Origin of the sequence: Nocardioides sp. YIM 152315, from assembly GCF_029210375.1 — a bacterium.
Taxonomy (GTDB): Bacteria; Actinomycetota; Actinomycetes; order Propionibacteriales; family Nocardioidaceae; genus Nocardioides.
Genome location: NZ_JARGER010000012.1, coordinates 87,912 through 110,755 on the forward strand (window position 1 = coordinate 87,912; position 22,844 = coordinate 110,755).

Below are 22,844 nucleotides of genomic sequence, written 5' to 3' on the forward strand. Positions count from 1 at the left end.
TTTCCGGCACCCCGAGACGCGGTGCCACGATCTGGATAACCGGTCCGCGACGTGGACAGGGTTCCTAGGCTTGATCCCTGGCCGCCGTCGGCGGCTCGAGAGGAGACCACGTGCCTGCTGGGCAGACGCCGTCCCGCCACCTGCGGCCCGATGCCACCGAGGAGCTCACCCGCGCCCTCGAGGCGCGGATCCTGGTGCTCGACGGCGCCATGGGCACGGCGATCCAGCGAGACCGTCCCGACGAGGCGGGCTACCGGGGCGAGCGGTTCGCCGACTGGCCGAGCGACCTGGTCGGCAACAACGACCTGTTGACGCTCACCCAGCCGGAGATCATCGCCGCCATCCACCGCGAGTACCTCGACGCGGGCGCCGACATCATCGAGACCAACACCTTCAACGCCAACGCGGTCTCGCTCGCCGACTACGGCATGGAGGAGCTCGCCTACGAGCTCAACCTCGAGTCGGCCCGCCTGGCGCGTCGCGAGGCCGACGCCGCCAGCACCCCCGACCGGCCGCGGTACGTCGCGGGCGCGCTGGGGCCGACGACGCGGACCGCCTCGATCTCGCCCGACGTCAACGACCCCGGGGCCCGCAACGTCTCGTTCGACCGCCTCGTCGCGGCGTACCTCGACGCCGCCCGCGGCCTCGTCGACGGCGGCGTCGACCTGCTGATGATCGAGACGATCTTCGACACGCTGAACGCGAAGGCAGCGATCTTCGCCGTCGAGTCGCTCTTCGAGGAGCACGGCCGGCGGTGGCCGGTCATCGTCTCCGGCACCATCACCGACGCCTCCGGCCGCACGCTGTCCGGCCAGGTGACCGAGGCGTTCTGGGACTCCGTGCGCCACGTCCGCCCGCTGGCCGTCGGCCTCAACTGCGCCCTCGGCGCGAAGGAGATGCGGCCGTACGTCGCGGAGCTGGCGCGACTCGCCGACTCCTTCGTGTCCTGCTACCCGAACGCCGGCCTGCCCAACGCGTTCGGCGAGTACGACGAGGTGCCCGAGGAGACCGCCGCCGTCGTCGGGGAGTTCGCGGAGGCCGGCTTCGTCAACATCGTGGGCGGCTGCTGCGGCACCACGCCCGCTCACATCGCGGCGATCGCCCGCGCCGTCGACGGCACGCCGCGCCGTACCCCCGCCGAGCTCGCCCCGGGCATGCGGCTCTCCGGGCTCGAGCCGCTCACGATCACCGAGGACTCACTCTTCGTCAACGTCGGCGAGCGCACCAACATCACCGGCTCGGCACGGTTCCGCAACCTGATCAAGGCCGGCGACTACGACACCGCCCTGTCCGTCGCCGCCCAGCAGGTCGAGAACGGCGCCCAGGTCATCGACGTCAACATGGACGAGGGCATGATCGACGGCGTCGCGGCGATGGACCGGTTCACCCGGCTGATCGCCAGCGAGCCCGACATCAGCCGGGTCCCAGTGATGGTCGACTCCTCCAAGTGGGAGGTCATCGAGGCCGGTCTGAAGAACATCCAGGGCAAGCCGATCGTCAACTCGATCTCCATGAAGGAGGGCGAGGAGAAGTTCCGGGAGCAGGCCCGCCTGTGCCGCAAGTACGGCGCGGCCGCGGTCGTGATGGCCTTCGACGAGGAAGGTCAGGCCGACAACCTCGAACGCCGCAAGGCGATCTGCGAGCGGGCCTACCGGATCCTCGTCGACGAGGTCGGGTTCCCGCCCGAGGACGTCATCTTCGACCCCAACGTCTTCGCGGTCGCGACGGGCATCGAGGAGCACGCGGCGTACGGCGTGGACTTCATCGAGGCCACCCGCTGGATCAAGCAGAACCTGCCGGGCGCCAAGGTCTCGGGCGGCATCTCCAACGTGAGCTTCTCCTTCCGCGGCAACAACCCGGTCCGCGAGGCGATCCACGCCGTGTTCCTCTACCACGCGATCGCGGCCGGGCTCGACATGGGCATCGTCAACGCGGGCGCGCTCGCCGTCTACGACGAGGTCGACGCCGAGCTGCGCGAGCGGATCGAGGACGTCGTGCTCAACCGGCGCCCCGACGCCGCCGAGCGCCTGCTCGAGATCGCCGAGGGCTACAACAAGGCGGGGGAGGAGACCGAGGCCACCGCGGAGGAGTGGCGCTCGCTCCCCGTCGCGGAGCGCATCACCCACGCCCTGGTCAAGGGCATCGACGCCTACGCGGAGTCGGACGCCGAGGAGCTGCGGCTCGAGATCGCGGCCCGCGGAGGCCGGCCGATCGAGGTCATCGAGGGCCCTCTGATGGACGGCATGAACGTCGTCGGCGACCTCTTCGGCGCCGGCAAGATGTTCCTGCCCCAGGTGGTCAAGAGCGCCCGGGTGATGAAGAAGGCCGTCGCCTACCTGATCCCGTTCATCGAGCAGGAGAAGCTCGACAACCCGGAGCTCGCGACCGCGAAGGACACCAACGGCACCATCGTGATGGCGACCGTGAAGGGCGACGTCCACGACATCGGCAAGAACATCGTCGGGGTCGTCCTGCAGTGCAACAACTACGAGGTGATCGACCTCGGGGTGATGGTGCCTGCGCAGAAGATTCTCGACGCCGCCGCCGAGCACGACGCCGACATCATCGGCCTCTCCGGGCTGATCACCCCGTCGCTGGACGAGATGGTCAACTTCGCCACGGAGATGCAGCGACAGGGGCTCACGATCCCGTTGCTGATCGGCGGCGCCACCACCTCCCGCGCCCACACCGCGGTCAAGGTCGACAGGAAGTACGACGGACCCGTGGTCTGGGTCAAGGACGCCTCCCGCTCGGTCCCCACCGCGGCCGCGCTGCTCGACGACCGCCAGCGCGAGAAGCTCCTGGCCACCGTCCAGGAGGACTACGACGCGCTGCGGGCCCGGCACGCCGCGAAGCACGACCGCCCCCTGGTCTCCCTCGAGGCGGCGCGTGAGAACCGGACCCCGGTCGACTGGGACGGCTACGTCCCGCCCGTCCCCGCCCGGCCCGGCGTCCACGTGCTCTCGGACTACGACCTCGGCGAGCTGCGCGAGTTCATCGACTGGCAGCCGTTCTTCAACGCCTGGGAGATGAAGGGCAGGTTCCCCGACATCCTCAACAACCCGCAGACCGGGGAGGCGGCGCGCAGGCTCTACGACGACGCGCAGGCGATGCTCGACCGGATCGTCGAGGAGAAGTGGCTGACCGCGAACGCGGTCCTCGGGCTGTTCCCGGCGAACGCCGTCGGCGACGACGTCGAGGTGTACGCCGACGACACGCGCTCGGAGGTCCTGACCACCCTGCACCACCTGCGCCAGCAGGGCGAGCACCGCGAGGGAGTGCCCAACCGGGCGCTCAGCGACTTCGTCGCCCCGCGGGACACCGGCCTCTCCGACCACGTCGGCGCCTTCGCCGTGACGGCCGGGCTGGGCTCGCAGGAGCGGATCCTGAAGTTCAAGGCCGACCTCGACGACTACTCCGCGATCCTGCTGGAGGCGCTCGCCGACCGCTTGGCCGAGGCGTTCGCCGAGCGTCTGCACCAGCGGGTGCGCACGGAGTTCTGGGGCTACGACTCCGGCGAGACGCTCGCCAACGAGGACCTGATCGCGGAGAAGTACCGCGGCGTCCGGCCCGCTCCGGGCTACCCGGCCTGTCCCGAGCACACCGAGAAGCAGACGCTGTGGCGTCTCCTGGACGTCCAGGCCAGCACCGGCATCGAGCTCACCGAGTCGATGGCGATGTGGCCGGGCGCCGCCGTCTCGGGCTGGTACTTCTCGCACCCGCAGTCGCAGTACTTCGTCGTCGGACGCCTCGCCCCCGACCAGGTCGCCGACTACGCCGAGCGCAAGGGCTGGTCCCTGCCGGAGGCGGAGCGCTGGCTGTCGGCCAACCTCGGCTACGACCCCGAGGACTGAGCGTGAGCGAGCGCAGCGAGCCCATCATCCAAGGCAGAGCGTCAGGTGCCTCATGCGCGCACGGAGCGAAGCGAGTACGCGCTTGAGCGTGAGGGTGGTGCTCGCCGGCGTGCCCGGGATGTACCGCTCCGCCTCGTCGCGGCTCGGCGCCCTCGAGGGCTGGCGCGTGCTCGCCGTCGCCGCGACGTGCCTGGCGCTCGCCACCCTGCGCGCCGGTGGGCGCCCGCGAGTCCAGAACGCGCTGCGGCACTTCGCCTTCTCCGCCTGGCTCGCCGCCCGGTACGACGCGCCGATCGCCTCCGCGATCACCGACCAGCACGAGCGGCACTCCCGGCAACCGCTCGACAGCGCGGCCGACCAGCGCAACAACGAGGTCGGCCGCCACCACGGCCTGCGTCACCCGGAGACGAGCGCCGGCACGCCGGTCGCGATCTGGCGGCTGCTGCGCGTCGGCCACGACGAGTGGCGCGCAGGGCGGCTCTGGGCGGTGCGTCACGGCGCGGTCGTGGCCTCCGCTTAGTGTGTATTGGACGCCGACCGCCACCCGACGCTTCGGAGGACACGCTGAGCACCGCGACTGGTGAGGCCGCCCGACCGGCCGCCGTCCTCTGGGACATGGACGGGACGCTCGTCGACACCGAGCCGTACTGGATCGAGACGGAGTTCGCGCTCGCCGAGAAGTACGGCGGCACCTGGAGCGAGGCGCACGCGCTGAAGCTGGTCGGCAACGACCTGCTGGAGTCCGGCCGCTACATCGCGGAGGTCTTCGGCGTCGACGTGCCCGCGGAGCGGATCGTCGAGGAGCTCCTCGACGGCGTCGTCGCGCGCGTGCAGGACTCGGTGCCGTGGCGTCCGGGCGCCGTCGAGCTCCTGGCGCGGCTGGCGGACGCCGGTACGCCGTGCGCACTGGTCACCATGTCCTACGAGCGCTTCGTCGCTCCGATCCTCGCCCAGCTGCCGCCCGAGACGTTCCGGGTCATCGTCACCGGAGACAAGGTCGAGTTCGGCAAGCCGCACCCGGAGCCCTACCTGACGGCAGCCGCGGCGCTCGGCCTGGCGCCCGGCGACTGCCTGGCCATCGAGGACTCCAACACCGGCGCCAAGTCGGCCGAGGCGGCCGGCTGCCTCGTCCTCGTCGTCGAGAACCACGTGCCGGTGCTGGCGGGCGAGCGGCGGGTCTTCGCCGACACGCTCGCGGGGATCGACCTCGCGGCGGTCTGGTCGGAGTCCCGCTGACGCGTCAGTCGGACTCGGCTGCGACGTCCTGGTCCACCGGGCCCGGCTCCCGCTCGGGGAGGGGCGGCGGCGTGCCGCCGTACGCCGGGCAGATCGCCTGGTGGGCGCACCACGAGCACAGTCGCCCGGGGCTCGGCCGCCAGTCGCCGGACTCCTCGGCGCGCCGGATGGCCTGCCAGATCGCCTCGACCTTGCGCTGGGTGGCCAGCAGGTCGGCCTCGTCGGGCACGTAGCGCAGGATCTCCCCGTTGCCGAGGTAGACCAGCTGCAGCATCGCCGGGATCACGCCGCGGGTGCGCCAGATGACCAGGGCGTAGAACTTCATCTGGAAGAGCGCCTTGCCCTCGAAGCGCTCGCTCACCGAGGGCCCGGTCTTGTAGTCGACGATCCGGATCGCCCCGTCCGGCGCGACGTCGACCCGGTCGACGAACCCCCGGAGCAGCAGCTTCGAGTCGAGCAGGGTCTCGACGTACAGCTCACGCTCCGCCGGCTCGAGCCGGCGCGGGTCCTCGAGCGTGAAGTAGCGGGCCAGCACCGTGCGGCACGAGGCGAGCCACGACGCCACCTCGCGGCCCTCGGCCGCGTCGAACATCTCGTGCAGGGTCGGCTCCTGCTCGACCAGCGCGTCCCAGGCCGGCTCGAGCATCGCCTCCGCGCGGTCCGGGGTGCGGTCTGCGGCGGGGAGGTCGAAGAGGTCCTCGAGCACCTTGTGGACGACCGTGCCCCGCACGGCCTCCGGGGAGGACGGCTCCGGGAGCCTGTCGACGGTCCGGAAGCGGTAGAGCAGCGGGCAGGTCATGAAGTCGCCCGCCCTGCTCGGCGACAGCGCCCCGAGCACGTCGACGCCGTCCACGGGGGTGCCGACCCGCGCGGCCGGCGACTCCTGCTCCACGCTCACGCAACTCACCCTAGGCGAGGCCACAGACAGTGCCGGGAGGCGCCGGCCGCCTGGGTGTCGGTGGCGGAGGTGGGGTCGGCTAGCCTCGAGACGTGCCCGACTCGCCCGCCCGCCGCCCGGGCACCTTCCGGATCGGCACGGTCGCCGGGAGCGACGTCCTCGTCTCGTCCTCGTGGTTCGTGGTCGCCGGCCTGATCGCGATCATCGTCGCGCCACGGATCGAGGCGTCCGAGCCGGGTCTGGGCGCCTGGAAGTACGTCGCCGGCTTCGCGTTCGCGGTCATCCTCTACCTGTCGGTGCTGCTGCACGAGGCGTCGCACGCCATCATGGCCCGCCGCTTCGGGTTCCCCGTCGGATCGATCACGCTGCACTTCCTCGGCGGCATGACCACGATCGAGGGCGAGGCGCACAAGCCGCGCCAGGAGTTCCTGATCGCGGTCGTCGGGCCGCTCACGTCGCTCGCCGTCGGACTGGCCGCCCTCGCCCTGTGGTTCGTGACCCCCGACGGGCTGTTGCTGGTGGCGGTCGAGGGCCTGGCCGGCGCCAACCTCCTCGTCGGGCTGCTCAACCTCGTCCCCGGCCTGCCCCTGGACGGCGGCCGGGTGCTGAAGGCGCTGGTCTGGCGGATCTCCGGCAATGCACACCGCGGCACGATCGTCGCGGGGTGGACCGGCCGGGTGACCGCCGGCGCGGTCATCCTGTGGCCGGTGTTCCAGGAGCAGCTCACCGGCGTCGAGACGACGATCCTGGACTTCGCGCTGGCGTTCATCGTCGCGGCCTTCCTCTGGACCGGAGCGACGGCGGCCATGTCCACGGCTCGCCTCCGCAGCCGGCTCCCGCGACTCGTGGGGCGCCAGCTCGCGCGGCGTACCCTCGCCGTCCCCGGCGACCTCCCGCTGGCGGAGGCCGTACGCCGGGCGCGCGAGGCCGAGGCCGGCAGCCTCGTCACGGTCACGTCGAGCGGCGTCCCCGTCGGCATCGTCAGCGAGGCGGCCGTCAACGCCACCCCCGAGGACCGTCGCCCGTGGGTGGCCACGTCCACGGTCGCGCGGACGCTGGACGACGCCTTGCAGCTGCCGGCCGCCATCGCCGGCGAGGAGCTGGTGACCGCCATCAGCCGCCAACCGGCGACGGAGTACCTCCTGGTCGAGGACGACGGCAGCATCTGCGGCGTCCTCGCGACCGCCGACGTCGATAGGGCCTTCCGGGCGGGCGGACACTAGTGTTCCGGGGGTGTCCGACACCCCCGCCGCGCCCCAGCCGAACGCCCCCGACGTGGCCCCCGAGGCCTGGTCCGGCGTCCACCGCGGACCGCTGCGCGCGGGCGAGTGGGTGCGGCTGACCGACAGCAAGGGGCGGCGGCACAACATCTGCCTCGAGCCCGGGAAGCGGTTCTTCTCCAACCGCGGTCACTTCGAGCACGACGAGCTGATCGGCCGCGAGGAGGGCTTCACCGTGACGTCGTCGGCGGGAGGGGAGTACCTCGTCTTCCGGCCGCTGCTGTCGGAGTTCGTGGTCTCCATGCCGCGCGGCGCCGCCGTGGTCTACCCGAAGGACGCCGCCCAGATCGTGGCGCTCGCCGACATCTTCCCCGGCGCCCACGTGGTCGAGGCGGGCGTCGGCTCCGGAGCCCTGACCTGCTCACTGCTGCGGGCGGTCGGACCCTACGGGCGGGTCTCGTCCTTCGAGCGGCGCGAGGAGTTCGCCGACGTGGCGCGACGCAACGTCGGGCAGTTCTTCGGCGCACCGGCGGGGGAGGCCCACCCCGCGTGGCGGCTGACGCTCGGCGACCTCGCCGAGGCGCTCCCGGCGTCGGGGGAGCGCTGCGACCGGATCATCCTCGACATGCTCGCACCCTGGGAGTGCCTGGACGCCGCGGCCGACGCGCTGTGGCCGGGCGGCATCGTCTGCGCGTACGTCGCGACCACGACCCAGCTGTCCCGGTTCGTGGAGACCGTCCGGGTGCACGGCGGCTTCACCGAGCCCCAGGCGTGGGAGTCGCTGGTCAGGGACTGGCACGTCGAGGGCCTGGCCGTGCGGCCGGGACACAAGATGATCGGGCACACTGCCTTCCTGGTCACCGCCCGGCGCATGGCCCCCGGCCAGCGGGCGCCGCTGAAGAGGCGCCGCCCGGCGCCGGGCGCCTACGGCCCGGACTACACCGGGCCGCGGCCCGCCGGCGTACCCGGCGATCCGGCCGAGTGAGCCCCGGCTGGACCGTCGGAGAACACGCCGCTCCCAAATCGTGACCAAACCCCGGAAATGAAACGTACTGACGCGGGTCTACTTGGGTAGTGTCCGGAGGACAGGAGGTGGCGCTGATGTCGACATCCGAAGGCGTTTCCACGGCGGGGGGCCGCAGCCCCGAGGAGCTCGCCGAGCAGGTTCGGCTCCTCGAAGCGGAGGTCACCGACCTCCGGTACCGGCTGAGCGAGAGCCCCTCCGGGTCGCGCGGCCTCGAGCTGCGGCTGGCCGATGCCCAGCGCTCGCTGGCCGGGCTCAACGCGCAGAACGAGCGTCTGGCGCAGACGCTGCGCGAGGCCCGCGACCAGATCATGAAGCTCAAGGAGGAGGTCGACCGGCTGGCGCAGCCGCCCGCCGGCTTCGGCACCTTCCTCGCCCGCAACGACGACGACTCCATCGACGTCTTCACCGGTGGCCGCAAGCTCCGCGTGAACGTCAGCCCGAGCGTCGACCTCGACGGCCTCCAGCGCGGCCAGGAGGTCATGCTGAACGAGGCCCTGAACGTCGTCGCCGCCCTCGACTTCGAGCAGGTCGGCGAGGTGGTGATGTTCAAGGAGCTCCTCGGCGACGGCGACCGGGCCCTGGTCATCGCGAACGCCGACGAGGAGCGCGTCGTCCGCCTCGCCGAGCCGCTGCGTGGCGAGACGATCCGCGCCGGCGACTCGCTGCTGCTCGACTCGCGCGCGGGCTACGTCTACGAGAAGGTGCCGAAGTCCGAGGTCGAGGAGCTGATCCTCGAAGAGGTTCCCGACATCGCCTACGAGTCGATCGGCGGACTCGCCGGTCAGATCGAGCAGATCCAGGACGCCGTCGAGCTTCCGTATCTCTACCCCGAGCTCTTCAAGGAGCACGAGCTCAAGCCGCCGAAGGGCGTGCTGCTCTACGGACCGCCCGGCTGCGGCAAGACGCTCATCGCGAAGGCCGTCGCCAACTCCCTCGCCAAGAAGGTGGCGGCCCGGCACGGCAAGGACGGGTCCGGCCAGGAGGTGAAGTCCTACTTCCTCAACATCAAGGGCCCGGAGCTGCTCAACAAGTACGTCGGGGAGACCGAGCGCCACATCCGGCTGGTCTTCCAGCGGGCCCGTGAGAAGGCGAGCACCGGCACGCCGGTCATCGTCTTCTTCGACGAGATGGACTCGCTGTTCCGCACCCGCGGCTCCGGCGTCTCCTCCGACGTCGAGAACACGATCGTCCCGCAGCTGCTCAGCGAGATCGACGGCGTGGAGCTGCTCGAGAACGTGCTGGTGATCGGCGCCTCCAACCGCGAGGACATGATCGACCCCGCGATCCTGCGGCCGGGCCGGCTCGACGTGAAGATCAAGATCGAGCGCCCCGACGCCGAGTCGGCGCGCGACATCTTCAGCAAGTACCTCACCGCCAGCCTGCCCCTGCACGCCGACGACCTGGCGGAGTTCGCAGGCGACCGCGACGCGACCGTGGCGGGCATGATCCGCGCCGCGGTCGAGCGGATGTACACCGAGACCGAGGAGAACCGGTTCCTCGAGGTCACCTACGCCAACGGCGACAAGGAGGTCCTGTACTTCAAGGACTTCAACTCCGGGGCGATGATCCAGAACATCGTCGACCGCTCCAAGAAGATGGCGATCAAGGATTTCCTCGACCACGACCAGCACGGCCTGCGGGTCTCCCACCTGCTCCAGGCGTGCGTCGACGAGTTCAAGGAGAACGAGGACCTGCCCAACACCACCAACCCCGACGACTGGGCCCGGATCTCCGGCAAGAAGGGCGAGCGGATCGTGTTCATCCGCACGCTGATCACCGGCAAGCAGGGCACCGAGCCGGGGCGGTCGATCGACACCGTGGCCAACACCGGCCAGTACCTGTAGTCGACCTGTAGTCGACCTGCCGTCGGTCGCCCCGTCGGTCGCCTGTGGGTCACGCGGCGTTTGCCCGCGCGCCGACCGGGCACCGTGGGGACATGACGTTCTGGGCCGTGGTGCTGGTGCTGGGGGTCGTCGCCGCCGTCCTGAGTTGGCGGATGACCCGCGGCACGTTCCGGTGAGCTGAGCGCCGACCGCCCGACCCGGAGCCGCTCCACGCCCGAGGGTCAGCGCGAGTGCCGCACCGCCAGGACCTCGCGCACCCGCTGCTCGTCGAAGGGCTCGCCGAGCCAGGTGAAGAACGGCTCGAGGGCGGCAGGGTCGGCCACGTAGTCGTCGTACCGCACGTGGTAGGCCGCGTCGCCCAGCTCGGCCGCGAGGGCGAGCAGCCGTCCCTCGGCCCGCTTCAGGCGCTCGAGGGCGGTCGGGTCCTCGGCCCACCACAGGCTCTTGGCGACGTCGTCGTGGTTGCGGGTGTTGACCACGAAGCGGGCGCCGGGGAAGACCTCGCGGAGCCAGGCGACGAACTCGCCGGCGTCCTCCCTCGCCCAGCGGATCTCCTTGAACCCGACGACCCGGGTGTCCTGCTCCGGACGCAGGATGGTCTCGAGCGCCAGCCGTCGGAACCCGGCCAGCGACCTCCTGGTCGGGTAGCCGTCCATCCCGAAGAACGGCCGGGTCGGGTCGGTCGGCGTGTTGGTGCCGGTCAGGCGGCGCATCACCTTTCGCTGCACGCGGCGTGCCTCGGCGCCGGTCCGGTGGTAGTCGTAGAGCTGCCGCATCATCTGCCGGTTCTCGCCGCGGATGAGGTAGCCGGGGATGGCGTTCAGGACGCCCTGCAGGAGCGTCGACCCCGACCGGCCGTAGGTCATCACGAAGAGGTAGCGCAGGTCGTCGCGGCCCTCGAGCGCCGCGACCCGCCGTCGCAGCGCGGCGTTCTCCTGACGCAGCCGGGCGAGCTCGCCGCGGGCGCGCAGCCCGCGCGGCGCCCTCACCGCTCCGCCCATCCCTGCCCTTCCACTCCTCAGCCGTCCACGCCCGCGGTGGGCGTGGTCACGTCGGCCACGGTCGCGTCGAGCGCCGCCACGAGGTCCGACGCCTCGACGGTGAGCGCCACGCCGTGCTCGCCGCCGCCGACGCTGATTGTCCCAGAGATCGACGAGTCCGCGATGACCGGCAGCGGCGCGAGGCTGCCCAACGGCGTGATGGTGCCGCGTTCGTAGCCGGTGACGGCGTACGCCGCCGCCGCGCTCGGCATCGAGATCCGGTTCACCCCGAGCAGGGCGCGCAGCCGGGGCCAGGCGATCTCGCGGTCGCCGGGCACCAGCACGAACCGATGGTCGCCCTCGCTGACCCGGACGACCATCGTCTTCACCAGCTGGTGCGGCTCGATCCCGCGCGCGGCGGCGGCCTCGGCGAGCGAGCGGACGGGCCCGTGCCTGGTCACCGTGTGCGCGAGGCCGAGCGCCTCGGCGGCCGAGACCGCCCGCGCCGAGCCGTCGCTCGTCGGCAGGCTCACGCGGGTGCCACGGCGCGCCCGGCGTACAGGTAGGTCCACGGCCGGCCGACACCCGGTCCGGGCAGGTACGACGCCTCCAGGTCGGCCATCGTGAACCCCGTCGTCGTCACGAGGCCCGGCACGTCGCGGCTCAGGTTGCACCCACCCGCGACGAGTCGCTGGACGGGGTCGAGCCGTCGTTGCCAGTCCGCGACACCCGCCTGCGGCGCCAGGCCGTGCTCGAGGAAGTGGAGGCTACCTCCCGGGCGCAGCACGCGGCGTACCTCGGCGAGGGCTCGCGTCACGTCGGGGATGGTGCACAGGGTGAAGGTCGACAGCACCGCGTCGTACGCCGCGTCCTCGGCCTCGAGGCGCTGGCCGTCGAGCCCGGCGCGCGTGATCGGCACGCGCGAGGCGGCCCGTCGCTCGCCGGACATCCGCCAGCCGACGTCGGACGGCTCGACGGCGTCCACGCTCACCACCGCGTCGGGGTAGAGCGTCGCGTTGCGGCCGCTCCCGAAGCCGATCTCGAGCACCCGGCCGGCCAGACCGTCGACCGCACGCGCCCGCCGCTCCATCACCGGCCGGCTCGACAGGGAGCGATCGGCGAGATGCGGGACGACGCGGTCGGTCCACCAGCCCATGGACCCGAGGGTACGGCGTGCTCCGCTCGCGTACGCTCGAGACATGAGCGAGCGCAGCGAGCGAGTCCGTGCATGAGCGTTCGACGGGTGATGGGGACCGAGGTTGAGTACGGCATCGCCGTGCAGGGCCAGCCCCTGGCCAACCCGATGGTCGCGTCCTCGCAGGTCGTGAACGCCTACGCGTCGGCGACCGTGAAGGCACGCCGCGCGCGCTGGGACTTCGAGGAGGAGTCGCCGCTGCGCGACGCCCGCGGGTTCGACATGACGCGCCAGACGGCCGACCCGAGCCAGCTCACCGACGAGGACATGGGGCTCGCCAACGTCATCCTGACCAACGGCGCCCGCCTCTACGTCGACCACGCGCACCCGGAGTACTCCACGCCGGAGGTCACCGGCCCGCTCGACGCCGTCCGGTGGGACAAGGCCGGCGAGCTGGTCATGCTCGACGCGTCCCGACGGGCCGGACAGCTGCCGGGCGGCACGCCGATCGTGCTCTACAAGAACAACACCGACAACAAGGGCGCGTCGTACGGCGCCCACGAGAACTACCTGATGCGCCGCTCGACGCCGTTCGGCGACATCGTGCGCCACCTGACGCCGTTCTTCGTGAGCCGGCAGGTCGTGTGCGGGTCCGGGCGCGTCGGCATCGGCCAGGACGGCCGCGAGCACGGCTTCCAGATCAGCCAGCGCGCCGACTTCTTCGAGGTCGAGGTCGGGCTCGAGACCACGTTGAAGCGCCCGATCATCAACACCCGCGACGAGCCGCACGCCGACCCGGAGAAGTACCGGCGCCTGCACGTCATCATCGGCGACGCGAACCTGTCCGAGGTCGCGACGTACCTCAAGGTCGGGACGACCGCCCTGGTGCTGGCGATGATCGAGGACCGGTTCATCACCAGCGAGCTGACCGTCGATGCGCCCGTGGCCGGGCTGCGGGCGATCTCGCACGACTCGTCGCTGCAGCACAAGGTGCGACTGGTCGACGGGCGTGAGCTCACCGGCGTCCAGCTGCAGCTCGAGTACCTCGACCTGGCGAAGAAGTACGTCGAGGATCGGTACGGCACCGACGCCGACCCGCAGACGGTCGACGTGCTCGCCCGCTGGGAGTCCGTCCTCGACCGGCTCGAGCGCGACCCGATGTCGCTCTCCGGGGAGCTCGACTGGGTCGCGAAGCTGCGGCTGCTGGAGCAGTACCGCCAGCGCGACGGACTCGCCTGGGACGACGCCAAGCTGCAGGTGATCGACTACCAGTACTCCGACATCCGGCCCGAGAAGGGGCTCTACCACCGACTGGTGGCCGGCGGCCGGATGGAGCGGCTGCTCGACGACCCGTCGATCGAGGCCGCGATGCACGACCCGCCGGAGGACACCCGGGCCTACTTCCGCGGCCGGTGCCTCGAGAGGTACGCCGAGCACGTCGCCGCGGCGTCGTGGGACTCGGTGATCTTCGACCTGCCGGGGCGGGAGTCGCTCCAGCGGGTGCCGACGATGGATCCGCTGCGCGGCAGCCGGGCCCACGTCGGCGAGCTTCTCGACCGGTGTGAGACGGCGGAGGCGTTGTTCACCGCTCTCACCCGCTGAGTGGGTAGGGTCGAGACATGGCGCAGGAGCAGAAGCAACCGCGGAAGTCCTCGGAGACCGACGAGGTCGTCGAGACCGCTCCGGAGAGCGACGTCGCCGAGCGCAAGGACGCGCTCGACAACGACGTCGACGACCTTCTCGACGAGATCGACGACGTGCTCGAGACCAACGCCGAGGACTTCGTGAAGTCCTTCATCCAGAAGGGCGGCGAGTAGGAGTGGGCGAGCGGAGCGAGTCCACCATCCCAAGCTGCACCCTCCGTGCCTCGTGCGCGCACGGAGCGAAGCGAGTACGTGCATGAGGGATCCGCGTCTCCCGGCGGCGTTCCTGCAGCCGGGCACCTCGTCGTTCTCGGACTTCCTGGCCGACCAGGCGCCCGACCTGCTGCCCGGCCGCCGCGCAGTACCGCAGGGACATGCAGGGGGCCAGGCCGGCGACCTCGCGCCGCACGGCACCACGATCGTCGCGGCCACGTTCGGCGGCGGCGTCGTCATGGCAGGTGACCGCCGCGCGACGATGGGCAACATCATCGCGCAGCGCGACATCGAGAAGGTCTTCCCGGCCGACGAGTTCTCCGCCGTCGGCATCGCCGGCAGTGCCGGGATCGCGGTCGAGATGGTGCGGCTCTTCCAGACCGAGCTCGAGCACTACGAGAAGATCGAGGGCACCACGCTCTCGATGGACGGCAAGGCCAACCGGCTCGCGGCGTTGATCCGCGGCAACCTCGGCATGGCGATGCAGGGGCTCGCGGTCGTGCCCCTCTTCGCCGGCTACGACCTGGCGTCGGACAGCGGCCGGATCTTCAGCTACGACGTGACGGGCGGCCGCTACGAGGAGACCGCCTTCCACTCGGTCGGCTCCGGCTCCCTCTTCGCCCGCGGGTCGCTGAAGAAGCTCTATCGCGCCGACCTCGACGAGTCCGGCTGCGTGACGGCCGTCGTGCAGGCGCTGTACGACGCCGCCGACGACGACTCGGCGACGGGTGGGCCCGACCTGACCCGGCGGATCTTCCCCGTCGTCCAGGTGATCACCGCCGACGGCGGGCGCAGGCTCGCCGACGCCGACGTCGCGGCAGTCGCCGACCAGGTGATCGCCGGCCGGATGGCGCGGCCCGACGGCCCCGTCGCGCCGCTCGTGGAAGGAGGTCAGGCCTGATGAGCATGCCCTTCTACGTCTCGCCCGAGCAGCTGATGAAGGACCGGGCCGACTTCGCGCGCAAGGGCATCGGCCGCGGCCGCTCGGTGGTGGCGGTCCAACACGCCGACGGCGTCCTCTTCGCGACCGAGAACCCCTCGCAGGCGCTCCACAAGGTCTCGGAGATCTACGACCGGATCGCCTTCGCCGCGGTCGGGCGCTACAACGAGTTCGAGAACCTGCGGATCGCCGGCGTACGCCTGGCCGACATGCGCGGCTACGCCTACGACCGGCGCGACGTCACCGGACGCGGTCTCGCGAACGCCTACGCCCAGACCCTCGGCACGATCTTCTCCAGCGGTGGTGAGAAGCCCTACGAGGTGGAGCTCTTCGTCGCCGAGATCGGAGACACCGCGGCCGACGACCAGCTCTACCGCCTGACGTACGACGGTCAGGTCGCCGACGAGCACGGGTTCGCCGTCATGGGCGGCGCCGCCGATGTGGTGGGTGGGTACCTCGAGGAGCGGTACACCGAGGGTGCCTCCCTCGCTGACGCCGTGCGGCTCGCCGTCGCCGCCCTCGGCCACACCGACGCCGACGACCGGGTCATCCCCGCGACCGACCTCGAGGTCGCCGTGCTGGACCGGACCCGGTCGCAGCCGCGCAAGTTCACCCGGCTCCGCGCCGCCCGCCTCGACGAGCTCCTCGGCGAGCGCGGCCCGGCCGAGCACGCGCCCGCCGACGCGGCAGGTGGGCCCGGTGCCGACGGCTCCGACGGCTCCGACGAGCCCCCCATCGCCCCGGTCTGAGCATGACGGACGGATAGTCCGTCACGTTCTGGTTGCGGATCGCCCGATCGACGACCAGTTCGTGACGGACTATCGCGAAGGCGGCCTCGAATACCGAATCTCAACGGTCCGGGGAGCGTCATCGCGGTGCGAACCACCACGCTGCGCCTAGGCTGACCTCGTGGACCGGCGGATCTTCGGGATCGAGAACGAGTACGGCGTGACGTGCACGTTCAAGGGGCAGCGCCGCCTGAGCCCCGACGAGGTGGCCCGCTACCTCTTCCGCAAGGTCGTGAGCTGGGGGCGCAGCAGCAACGTCTTCCTCCGCAACGGCGCGCGGCTCTACCTCGACGTCGGCAGCCACCCCGAGTACGCCACGCCCGAGTGCGACGACGTCGTCGACCTGGTCACCCACGACAAGGCGGGGGAGCGCGTCCTGGAGGGACTCCTCCTCGACGCCGAGCAGCGACTCCACGACGAGGGCATCGCCGGCGAGATCTACCTGTTCAAGAACAACACCGACTCGGCGGGCAACTCCTACGGGTGCCACGAGAACTACCTGGTCAGCCGCGCCGGCGAGTTCTCGCGGCTCGCCGACGTGCTCATCCCGTTCCTGGTGACCCGACAGATCATCGTCGGGGCCGGCAAGATCACGCAGACACCGCGGGGCGCGTCGTACTCCGTCTCCCAGCGGGCCGAGCACATCTGGGAGGGCGTCAGCAGCGCCACGACGCGCAGTCGCCCGATCATCAACACCCGCGACGAGCCGCACGCGGACGCGGAGAAGTACCGCCGGCTGCACGTGATCGTCGGTGACTCCAACATGAGCGAGACCACCACGATGCTGAAGGTCGCCAGCTGCGACCTCGTGCTGCGGATGATCGAGGAGGGCGTGGTGATGCGCGACCTCACGATGGAGAACCCGATCCGCGCCATCCGTGAGATCTCCCACGACGTCACCGGACGCCGCAAGGTGCGCCTGGCGAACGGGCGCGAGGCCAGCGCGCTGGACATCCAGCAGGAGTACCTCGCCAAGGCTCGCGACTTCGTCGACCGCCGCGAGATCAGCACGCCGGTCATCGAGCAGGCTCTCGATCTGTGGGAGCGCGGCCTCAAGGCCGTCGAGTCCGACGATCTCGGCCTCGTCGACCGCGAGATCGACTGGGTGATCAAGTGGAAGCTGATCGACCGCTACCGGGCGAAGCACGGCCTCCCGCTCGGCCACCCGCGGATCGCCCAGCTCGACCTGGCCTACCACGACATCCACCGCGGCCGCGGGCTCTACTACCTCCTCGAGAAGCGCGGCGCGGTCGCCCGGGTGGCGAGCGACCTCAGGATCTTCGAGGCCAAGTCGGTGCCCCCGCAGAACACCCGGGCACGCCTGCGTGGCGAGTTCATCCGCCGGGCCCAGGAGCGGCGGCGCGACTTCACCGTCGACTGGGTGCACCTCAAGCTCAACGACCAGGCGCAGCGCACCGTCTTGTGCAAGGACCCGTTCCGGGCGTACGACGAGCGCGTGCAGCGCCTGATCGACGGGATGTGAGCCGCGGTCAGGTTCCCCTCAGGCTCGACGGCTAGGGTGTCCGGGCTGGTGCACGAGGCCAGCACTGAGACCTGCACCCGAGCCCCGAGGTTGAACCGTGTCACGACGTCTCCGACGCCTTCCCGCCCTGCTCCTGCCGATCGCGCTGGCCACCACGCTGGTCGCCTGCGGCGACGAGGGCGGCGACAACGGCGGGTCGAGCTCCGGCGAGGCGCTGCACGGCATCGCCGTCACCGGGGACGTCGGCAAGGCGCCCAAGGTCGAGTGGAACGGTGAGCTCGACGTCGACGACACCGCCACCGAGGTCGTCACCGAGGGTGACGGCGAGGAGGTCGCCGACGGCGACCAGGTCGTGGCCAACATCTGGATCGGCAACGGCACGACGCAGGAGAAGGCGTACTCGACCTACGACGACAAGCAGCCGCAGACCGTGCCGGTCAGCGACTCGCTCAGCCCGGTCTTCAAGGACGCGCTGCTCGACCAGACGGTCGGCTCCCGGGTCGCGGTGACGACGACCGCCGAGGAGGCGTTCGGCGAGGCCGGCAACGCCCAGATGGGGATCGGCAACAAGGACACCGTCCTGCTGGTCGTCGACCTGATGGAGAAGTCGGTGGTGCTCGACGGGCCCGAGGGCGACGAGCAGGAGGCCCCGGCGTGGGCACCCGAGCTGACGACCGACGGTGACAAGATCACCGGCCTCGACTTCTCCAAGGCGCCCGAGCCCGACGGCAAGCTGAAGTCCGCGACCCTGATCCAGGGCGAGGGCGACGTCGTCGAGAAGGGCCAGACGATCACGGTCAACTACGTCGGCCAGGTCTACGGCGGCAAGGAGCCGTTCGACGAGAGCTACAGCGGCGAGCCCGCGTCGTTCGCCATCGGCGTCGGCCAGGTCGTGCCCGGCTGGGACAAGACGCTGGTGGGCCAGAAGGTCGGCAGTCGGGTCGTCATGGCGCTCCCGCCGAAGTGGGGCTACGGCAGCAAGGGCAACCCGCAGGCCGGGATCAAGGGCACCGACACGCTCTACTTCGTGGCCGACATCCTGGCCGCATCCTGATCCGTCGGGAAGGATCTGCAGCATGAGTGCTGCGAGGGGCAGGAAGAGCGAGCGCCTGCTCAATCTCCTCATCATGCTGCTGGTCCAGCGACACTTCGTCGCGAAGGACCGGATCCGGGACATCCTCTATCCGGGGATGTCGAACGACGCGTTCGAGAAGATGTTCGAGCGCGACAAGGAGGAGCTCCGCAGCCTCGGCGTGCCGATCGAGGTCGGCAGCCTCGACGTGTACTTCGACGACGAGCCCGGCTATCGGGTCCGCCCCGACCAGCTCTCGCTGCCCGACATCGAGCTCGCGCCCGACGAGGCGGCCGTGATCGGTCTCGCCACCCGCGTCTGGCAGCACGCCAGGCTCGCGGAGGCGACGACCGAGGCGGTGCGCAAGCTGGCCGCGTTCGGGGTCGACATCGACGAGTCGGCCCTCGACATCGCCGAGCCGCGGCTGTCCGCCGACGAGCCGTCGTTCGACGTCTTCTGGGAGGCGACCCAGGAGCGCACGCCGGTGCGGTTCGAGTACCGCCGCTCCGGCGCCACCCGCGCGTCGACGCGCAACCTCCAGCCCTGGGGCGTCGTCCGCTACTCCGGCCGGTGGTACGTCGTCGGCCTCGACACCGATCGCGGTGAGGAACGGGTGTTCCGCCTCTCCCGGGTCCAGGGCGAGGCCCACAAGGCCGGCTCGCCCGGTTCGTACGACGTCCCGCCCGGCACCGACGTCCGCGCCACCGCGATGCGGCTGGCGCCACCGCCACCGACGGGGGAGACCGCCGTGCTGGTGCGACGCGACGCCGGCCGCGGGCTGCGTCGCGACGCGATCTCCGTCGAGCCGGACGTGCGCGGACCCGACGACCGCACCGCCTGGGACCGGGTCCGGGTGGCGCGAGGGGGATCCGACGTCGCCGACGAGCTCCTCGGCTACGGCGCCGACGTCTACGTCGAGTCGCCGGACGAGGTCCGCAGGCTCGTCGTCGACCGGCTCCGCGCCGTCGTGGGCGCCGTCGGGGACCCCGCGTGAGCGCCCCCCAGCAGGCGGGCGCGAAGGACCAGGTCGCCCGGCTGCTCACCCTGGTGCCGTTCCTGCACGCCCGCGGCAAGGTCCGCCTCGACGACGCGGCCACGGCGCTCGGCGTCCCCGCCGACCAGGTGCTCGCCGACCTCAAGGTCCTGCTCATGTGCGGACTGCCCGGCGGCTACCCCGACGACCTCATCGACGTCGACCTCGACGCGCTGGAGGAGCCCGAGGGTGACGGCGTCATCCGCGTGACGAACGCCGACTACCTCGCGCGCCCGCTGCGGCTCACGCCGACCGAGGCGACCGCGATCATCGTCGCGCTGCGCGCGCTGCGCAGCAGCGCGGGGGAGGACACCCGCGCGGTCGTCGACCGGGCCCTGGCCAAGCTCGAGGCGGCCGCCGCCCACGGGTCCGGCGCCCCGCGGATCGACCCCGGCGAGATCCCCGGCGGCCCGGACCTGGTCCGTCTGGAGGCCGAGCTGCGGCGTGCAGCCGACGCCCGCCGCCAGCTCCGACTGCGCTACTACGTGCCCTCCCGCGACGAGCTCTCCGAGCGCGTGGTGGACCCGCGGGGCATCGTCACCGCCCACGGCTACACCTATCTGGACGCGTGGTGCCACGGCGCGGAGGCGCCGCGCCTCTTCCGTCTCGACCGGATCGAGGCCGCCGAGGTGCTCGACAGCGAGATCGTGACGGACCCCGAGCCGCCCCGCGACCTCGCCGACGAGGGCTTCTTCCCGCGCTCGCCCGACTCGACGCTGGCGACGATCGAGCTCGATCCCGCCGCCCGCTGGGTGGTGGAGTACTACCCCGTCGAGGCCGTGCGCCCGAAGCGCGGCGGCCGCCTGGAGGTCGATCTGGTCATCGCCAACGAGCGGTGGCTGCAGCGTCTGCTGCTCCGACTGGCGCCTCACGCACGCGTCGTCGCGCCGCCCGAGTACGCCGCGTCGTACGTCGCGGCCGCCCGCGACGCGCTCGGCCTCTACGGCCCAGAGCCGATCTGACCACCAGCCGGGCTACCATGGGACCCGCCCAACTTCGCACGTGAGGAACGACATGCACCCGCTGATCGCTGGACTCGGCACGACCGAGCTCCTCATCATCCTCGCCGTCATCATCCTGCTCTTCGGCGCCGCCAAGCTCCCCGAGCTGGCGCGTGGCAGCGGCCGCGCCCTGCGCATCTTCAAGGCGGAGACCAAGGGCCTCATGGACGACGACCAGGCCCCGGAGAAGACCGAGGCCCAGCGCGAGCTCGAGGCCAAGCAGGCCGAGATCGACGCGAAGCAGGCCGAGATCGACGCGGAGCGCGAGCGGCTGCACCGCAACGACGGCGCCTGAGCAACCACCGCAGGTGTCCCTCACCGCTGTCTTCGACTACTTCTCCGTCCGGCCGCGCCACCCCGTCGGCGACGACGGACGGATGGCGCTCTCCGACCACTTCCGGGAGCTGCGCGCGCGGCTGCTGCGCTCGGTGCTGGTGCTCGTCGTGGTCTTCGGCGTCGCGCTCTTCTTCTACGACCAGCTCGCGGACCTGATCCGGGTCCCGTACGACGACGCGGTCGAGCGCCTCGACGGCAAGGTCACCTCCGAGCTGACCGTCAACGACGTCACCGGCCCGCTGATGCTCCAGCTGAAGCTGTGCGGCATCGTCGCGGTCATCGTGTCGAGCCCCTACTGGCTCTACCAGATCTGGGCGTTCATCCTCCCGGGCCTGCACCCGAGCGAGAAGAAGTGGTCGCGGATCTTCGTGGCGATCGCCGGTCCGCTGTTCTTCGCCGGCGTGGCGCTCGCCTACTACGTGATGCCCAAGGCGCTCGAGGTCCTCATCGGCTTCACGCCGGCCGAGGCGACCAACCTGGTCGACTTCGCGAAGTTCTTCTCGTTCCTGGCCCGCATGTTCCTCGTCTTCGGGATCGCCTTCCAGATCCCGCTCTTCGTCGTCATGCTCAACCTCGCCGGCGTGATCTCGGGCAAGGCGCTGGGCCGCTACCGGCCGTGGATCGTCCTCGGCACGTTCGTCTTCGCGGCCGTCGCGACCCCGTCGACCGATCCCTTCTCGATGGTGATCCTCGCGGTGCCGATGCTGGTGCTGTTCTTCGTCGCCGAGCTGCTGGCGCGGCTGATCGACCGGCGCCGCAGGCGCGGCAAGGAGTCCACCGACAACTGGGCAGACGACGAGGTCTCGCCCCTGTGACCGACCGCCCGACCGCGGTCGACCCCTTCGACCTCCCCGACTGGCTCGGCGTCGCGGACGTGACGTGGACGGCCCGTGCCGGCCTCCGCACCGGGTACGCCGTCGCCGGCCAGCTCGACGCGGACGGAGAGGCCTCGCTCCCGTGCGACCTCCTCGCGGTCGACGACGCCTACCCGGCTCCGGTCGCCTCCGACGGCGTACGCCTCGCCTCCCACCAGGCGTGGCGGCACGGCGAGGTCCACCTCGTCGAGCGGGGCGGGCGGCTCACGCTCGCGGTGCCCGGCACGTCGTTCTCCGCCGACCGGGTCCTCGACGCCGTCGGCCGGCTGGCCCGTGCGGTCGGTGCCTCCGCGGAGCGGTACTCCGTCCGGCTGCGGATCGGCGACGCGCGCACTACTCTTCGGCCGTGACCGGCACCGGCGACATCGCGCTCCTCACCAACCCGACGGCGGGGAAGGGGCGCGGGGCGAAGGCACGGGACGCGGCACTCGCGAGGCTCCGGGAGGCCGGCGTCATGCCCCGCACACTCGAAGGGCGCGACGCCGACGAGAGCCTCGACCTGGCGCGCCGCTGCGTCGCCGACGGCGTGGACACGCTCGTGGTGGTCGGCGGCGACGGCATGGCGCACCTCGGCGTGCAGGCGGTCGCCGGCACGGAGACCGCGCTGGGCATGATCCCGGCCGGCACCGGCAACGACGTCGCCCGCTACTTCGACCTGCCCCGCAAGGACCCCCGCGCGGCCACCGAGCGGCTGCTGACCGGCAGGCGGCGCCGCGTCGACCTCGCCCGCAGCGGTGCCAAGCACTACCTGACCGTGCTCGCGGCCGGCTTCGACGCGATCGTCAACGAGCGCGCCAACCGGATGACCTGGCCGAAGGGCCAGATGCGCTACAACATCGCGACCCTGGCCGAGCTCCGCGTCTTCGAGCCGATCCCGTACACCCTCGACCTCGACGGCGAGACCCGCCACCTCGAGGCGATGCTGGTCGCGGTCGGCAACGGTCCGTCGTTCGGCGGCGGCCTGCGGATCACCGAGGGCGCCCTCCTGGACGACGGCCTGCTCGACGTCGTCGTCATCAGGCCGATGAGCAAGCCCGGGCTGATCCGCACCTACCCCAAGCTCTTCAAGGGCACCCACGTCACCCACCCCGCCTACGAGCACCATCGGGTCCGCTCGGTCACCGTCGCTGCCCCGGGCATCGTGTCGTACGCCGACGGCGAGCGCTTCGGCGCGCTGCCGCTGACCGTCGAGTGCGCGCCGGGTGCCCTCACCGTCGTCTGCTGACCCGCCACCTAGGCTGGCCCAATGACCACCCCAGCGAGCCG

22 protein-coding genes are annotated in these 22,844 nt (G+C 71.4%); 18 read left to right on the top strand and 4 right to left on the bottom strand.

What is annotated here, in order from left to right:
- Positions 1-140: 140 nt before the first annotated feature.
- The 3 genes from metH (at position 141) to PZ894_RS02675 (ending at position 5,090) form a co-directional block, all read left to right on the top strand.
- Complete coding sequence (gene metH, locus PZ894_RS02665) at positions 141-3,854, top strand: methionine synthase (RefSeq protein WP_345799132.1); 3,714 nt, start codon at positions 141-143, stop codon at positions 3,852-3,854.
- Between the two features lie 82 nt (positions 3,855-3,936).
- Positions 3,937-4,374 (top strand): hypothetical protein, encoded by a 438-nt coding sequence (locus tag PZ894_RS02670; RefSeq protein ID WP_275742196.1) that lies wholly within the window; start codon positions 3,937-3,939, stop codon positions 4,372-4,374.
- 44 nt (positions 4,375-4,418) lie between these two features.
- On the top strand, positions 4,419-5,090 hold the full coding sequence (locus PZ894_RS02675; RefSeq protein ID WP_275742344.1) for an HAD family phosphatase: 672 nt from the start codon (positions 4,419-4,421) through the stop codon (positions 5,088-5,090).
- Between the two features lie 4 nt (positions 5,091-5,094).
- On the opposite strand, the gene PZ894_RS02680 is transcribed toward PZ894_RS02675, so the two are convergent.
- Positions 5,095-5,988 (bottom strand): PD-(D/E)XK nuclease family protein, encoded by an 894-nt coding sequence (locus PZ894_RS02680; RefSeq protein WP_275742198.1) that lies wholly within the window; start codon positions 5,986-5,988, stop codon positions 5,095-5,097.
- Positions 5,989-6,080: 92 nt separating this feature from the next.
- On the opposite strand from PZ894_RS02680, the gene PZ894_RS02685 reads away from it, so the two are divergent.
- The 3 genes from PZ894_RS02685 (at position 6,081) to arc (ending at position 10,079) form a co-directional block, all read left to right on the top strand.
- Positions 6,081-7,211, top strand: coding sequence for a M50 family metallopeptidase (locus PZ894_RS02685; RefSeq protein WP_275742200.1), 1,131 nt, complete (start codon positions 6,081-6,083; stop codon positions 7,209-7,211).
- A 52-nt stretch (positions 7,212-7,263) separates the two neighbouring features.
- On the top strand, positions 7,264-8,193 hold the full coding sequence (locus PZ894_RS02690) for a tRNA (adenine-N1)-methyltransferase (RefSeq protein ID WP_275742346.1): 930 nt from the start codon (positions 7,264-7,266) through the stop codon (positions 8,191-8,193).
- Between the two features lie 116 nt (positions 8,194-8,309).
- Positions 8,310-10,079, top strand: a complete 1,770-nt coding sequence (gene arc, locus PZ894_RS02695) for a proteasome ATPase (RefSeq protein WP_275742202.1) — start codon at positions 8,310-8,312, stop codon at positions 10,077-10,079.
- A 221-nt stretch (positions 10,080-10,300) separates the two neighbouring features.
- Here the strand turns inward: arc and PZ894_RS02700 are convergent, their stop codons facing one another.
- Genes PZ894_RS02700 through PZ894_RS02710 form a run of 3 tightly spaced genes read right to left on the bottom strand, consistent with a single transcriptional unit; the run spans position 10,301 to position 12,215 of the window.
- On the bottom strand, positions 10,301-11,068 hold the full coding sequence (locus PZ894_RS02700) for a sulfotransferase (RefSeq protein ID WP_275742204.1): 768 nt from the start codon (positions 11,066-11,068) through the stop codon (positions 10,301-10,303).
- Between the two features lie 29 nt (positions 11,069-11,097).
- Complete coding sequence (locus PZ894_RS02705) at positions 11,098-11,592, bottom strand: YbaK/EbsC family protein (protein WP_275742206.1); 495 nt, start codon at positions 11,590-11,592, stop codon at positions 11,098-11,100.
- Entirely contained in the window at positions 11,589-12,215 is a 627-nt protein-coding gene (locus tag PZ894_RS02710; protein ID WP_275742208.1) for a class I SAM-dependent methyltransferase, read from the bottom strand. The genes PZ894_RS02705 and PZ894_RS02710 overlap by 4 nt, the downstream gene beginning before the upstream one ends.
- A 72-nt stretch (positions 12,216-12,287) precedes the next feature.
- On the opposite strand from PZ894_RS02710, the gene dop reads away from it, so the two are divergent.
- The 12 genes from dop (at position 12,288) to PZ894_RS02770 (ending at position 22,803) form a co-directional block, all read left to right on the top strand.
- Complete coding sequence (gene dop, locus PZ894_RS02715; RefSeq protein WP_275742210.1) at positions 12,288-13,796, top strand: depupylase/deamidase Dop; 1,509 nt, start codon at positions 12,288-12,290, stop codon at positions 13,794-13,796.
- A 17-nt stretch (positions 13,797-13,813) separates the two neighbouring features.
- Positions 13,814-14,011, top strand: coding sequence for a ubiquitin-like protein Pup (locus tag PZ894_RS02720; protein ID WP_275742212.1), 198 nt, complete (start codon positions 13,814-13,816; stop codon positions 14,009-14,011).
- Positions 14,012-14,093: 82 nt separating this feature from the next.
- Positions 14,094-14,951, top strand: coding sequence for a proteasome subunit beta (prcB, locus tag PZ894_RS02725; RefSeq protein ID WP_275742214.1), 858 nt, complete (start codon positions 14,094-14,096; stop codon positions 14,949-14,951).
- Positions 14,951-15,739 (top strand): proteasome subunit alpha, encoded by a 789-nt coding sequence (gene prcA / locus PZ894_RS02730; protein ID WP_275742216.1) that lies wholly within the window; start codon positions 14,951-14,953, stop codon positions 15,737-15,739. Before prcB ends, prcA begins: the two co-directional genes overlap by 1 nt.
- Before the next feature lie 160 nt (positions 15,740-15,899).
- Complete coding sequence (pafA, locus tag PZ894_RS02735) at positions 15,900-17,261, top strand: Pup--protein ligase (RefSeq protein ID WP_275742218.1); 1,362 nt, start codon at positions 15,900-15,902, stop codon at positions 17,259-17,261.
- Between the two features lie 97 nt (positions 17,262-17,358).
- On the top strand, positions 17,359-18,315 hold the full coding sequence (locus PZ894_RS02740; RefSeq protein WP_275742220.1) for an FKBP-type peptidyl-prolyl cis-trans isomerase: 957 nt from the start codon (positions 17,359-17,361) through the stop codon (positions 18,313-18,315).
- Between the two features lie 22 nt (positions 18,316-18,337).
- Complete coding sequence (locus PZ894_RS02745; RefSeq protein WP_275742222.1) at positions 18,338-19,327, top strand: WYL domain-containing protein; 990 nt, start codon at positions 18,338-18,340, stop codon at positions 19,325-19,327.
- Positions 19,324-20,328 (top strand): WYL domain-containing protein, encoded by a 1,005-nt coding sequence (locus PZ894_RS02750; protein ID WP_275742224.1) that lies wholly within the window; start codon positions 19,324-19,326, stop codon positions 20,326-20,328. Before PZ894_RS02745 ends, PZ894_RS02750 begins: the two co-directional genes overlap by 4 nt.
- Positions 20,329-20,368: 40 nt before the next feature.
- Positions 20,369-20,662, top strand: a complete 294-nt coding sequence (tatA, locus tag PZ894_RS02755; protein WP_275742225.1) for a twin-arginine translocase TatA/TatE family subunit — start codon at positions 20,369-20,371, stop codon at positions 20,660-20,662.
- Between the two features lie 13 nt (positions 20,663-20,675).
- A complete protein-coding gene (gene tatC, locus PZ894_RS02760) occupies positions 20,676-21,518 on the top strand; it encodes a twin-arginine translocase subunit TatC (RefSeq protein WP_275742227.1) in 843 nt (280 codons plus the stop codon).
- Entirely contained in the window at positions 21,515-21,928 is a 414-nt protein-coding gene (locus PZ894_RS02765) for a hypothetical protein (protein WP_275742229.1), read from the top strand. The genes tatC and PZ894_RS02765 overlap by 4 nt, the downstream gene beginning before the upstream one ends.
- The gene (locus PZ894_RS02770) at positions 21,925-22,803 is read left to right on the top strand and encodes a YegS/Rv2252/BmrU family lipid kinase (RefSeq protein WP_275742231.1); all 879 of its coding nucleotides are present in this window, start codon (positions 21,925-21,927) and stop codon (positions 22,801-22,803) included. The genes PZ894_RS02765 and PZ894_RS02770 overlap by 4 nt, the downstream gene beginning before the upstream one ends.
- Positions 22,804-22,844 lie beyond the last annotated feature (41 nt).

Bases quoted from the DNA above. Each gene is read 5' to 3' on its own strand.
- PZ894_RS02710 (WP_275742208.1), bottom strand. From the start codon at position 12,215: ATGGGCTGGTGGACCGACCGCGTCGTCCCGCATCTCGCCGATCGCTCC.
- prcB (WP_275742214.1), top strand. From the start codon at position 14,094: ATGAGGGATCCGCGTCTCCCGGCGGCGTTCCTGCAGCCGGGCACCTCG.
- PZ894_RS02720 (WP_275742212.1), top strand. From the start codon at position 13,814: ATGGCGCAGGAGCAGAAGCAACCGCGGAAGTCCTCGGAGACCGACGAG.
- dop (WP_275742210.1), top strand. From the start codon at position 12,288: ATGAGCGTTCGACGGGTGATGGGGACCGAGGTTGAGTACGGCATCGCC.
- arc (WP_275742202.1), top strand. From the start codon at position 8,310: ATGTCGACATCCGAAGGCGTTTCCACGGCGGGGGGCCGCAGCCCCGAG.
- prcA (WP_275742216.1), top strand. From the start codon at position 14,951: ATGAGCATGCCCTTCTACGTCTCGCCCGAGCAGCTGATGAAGGACCGG.
- PZ894_RS02745 (WP_275742222.1), top strand. From the start codon at position 18,338: ATGAGTGCTGCGAGGGGCAGGAAGAGCGAGCGCCTGCTCAATCTCCTC.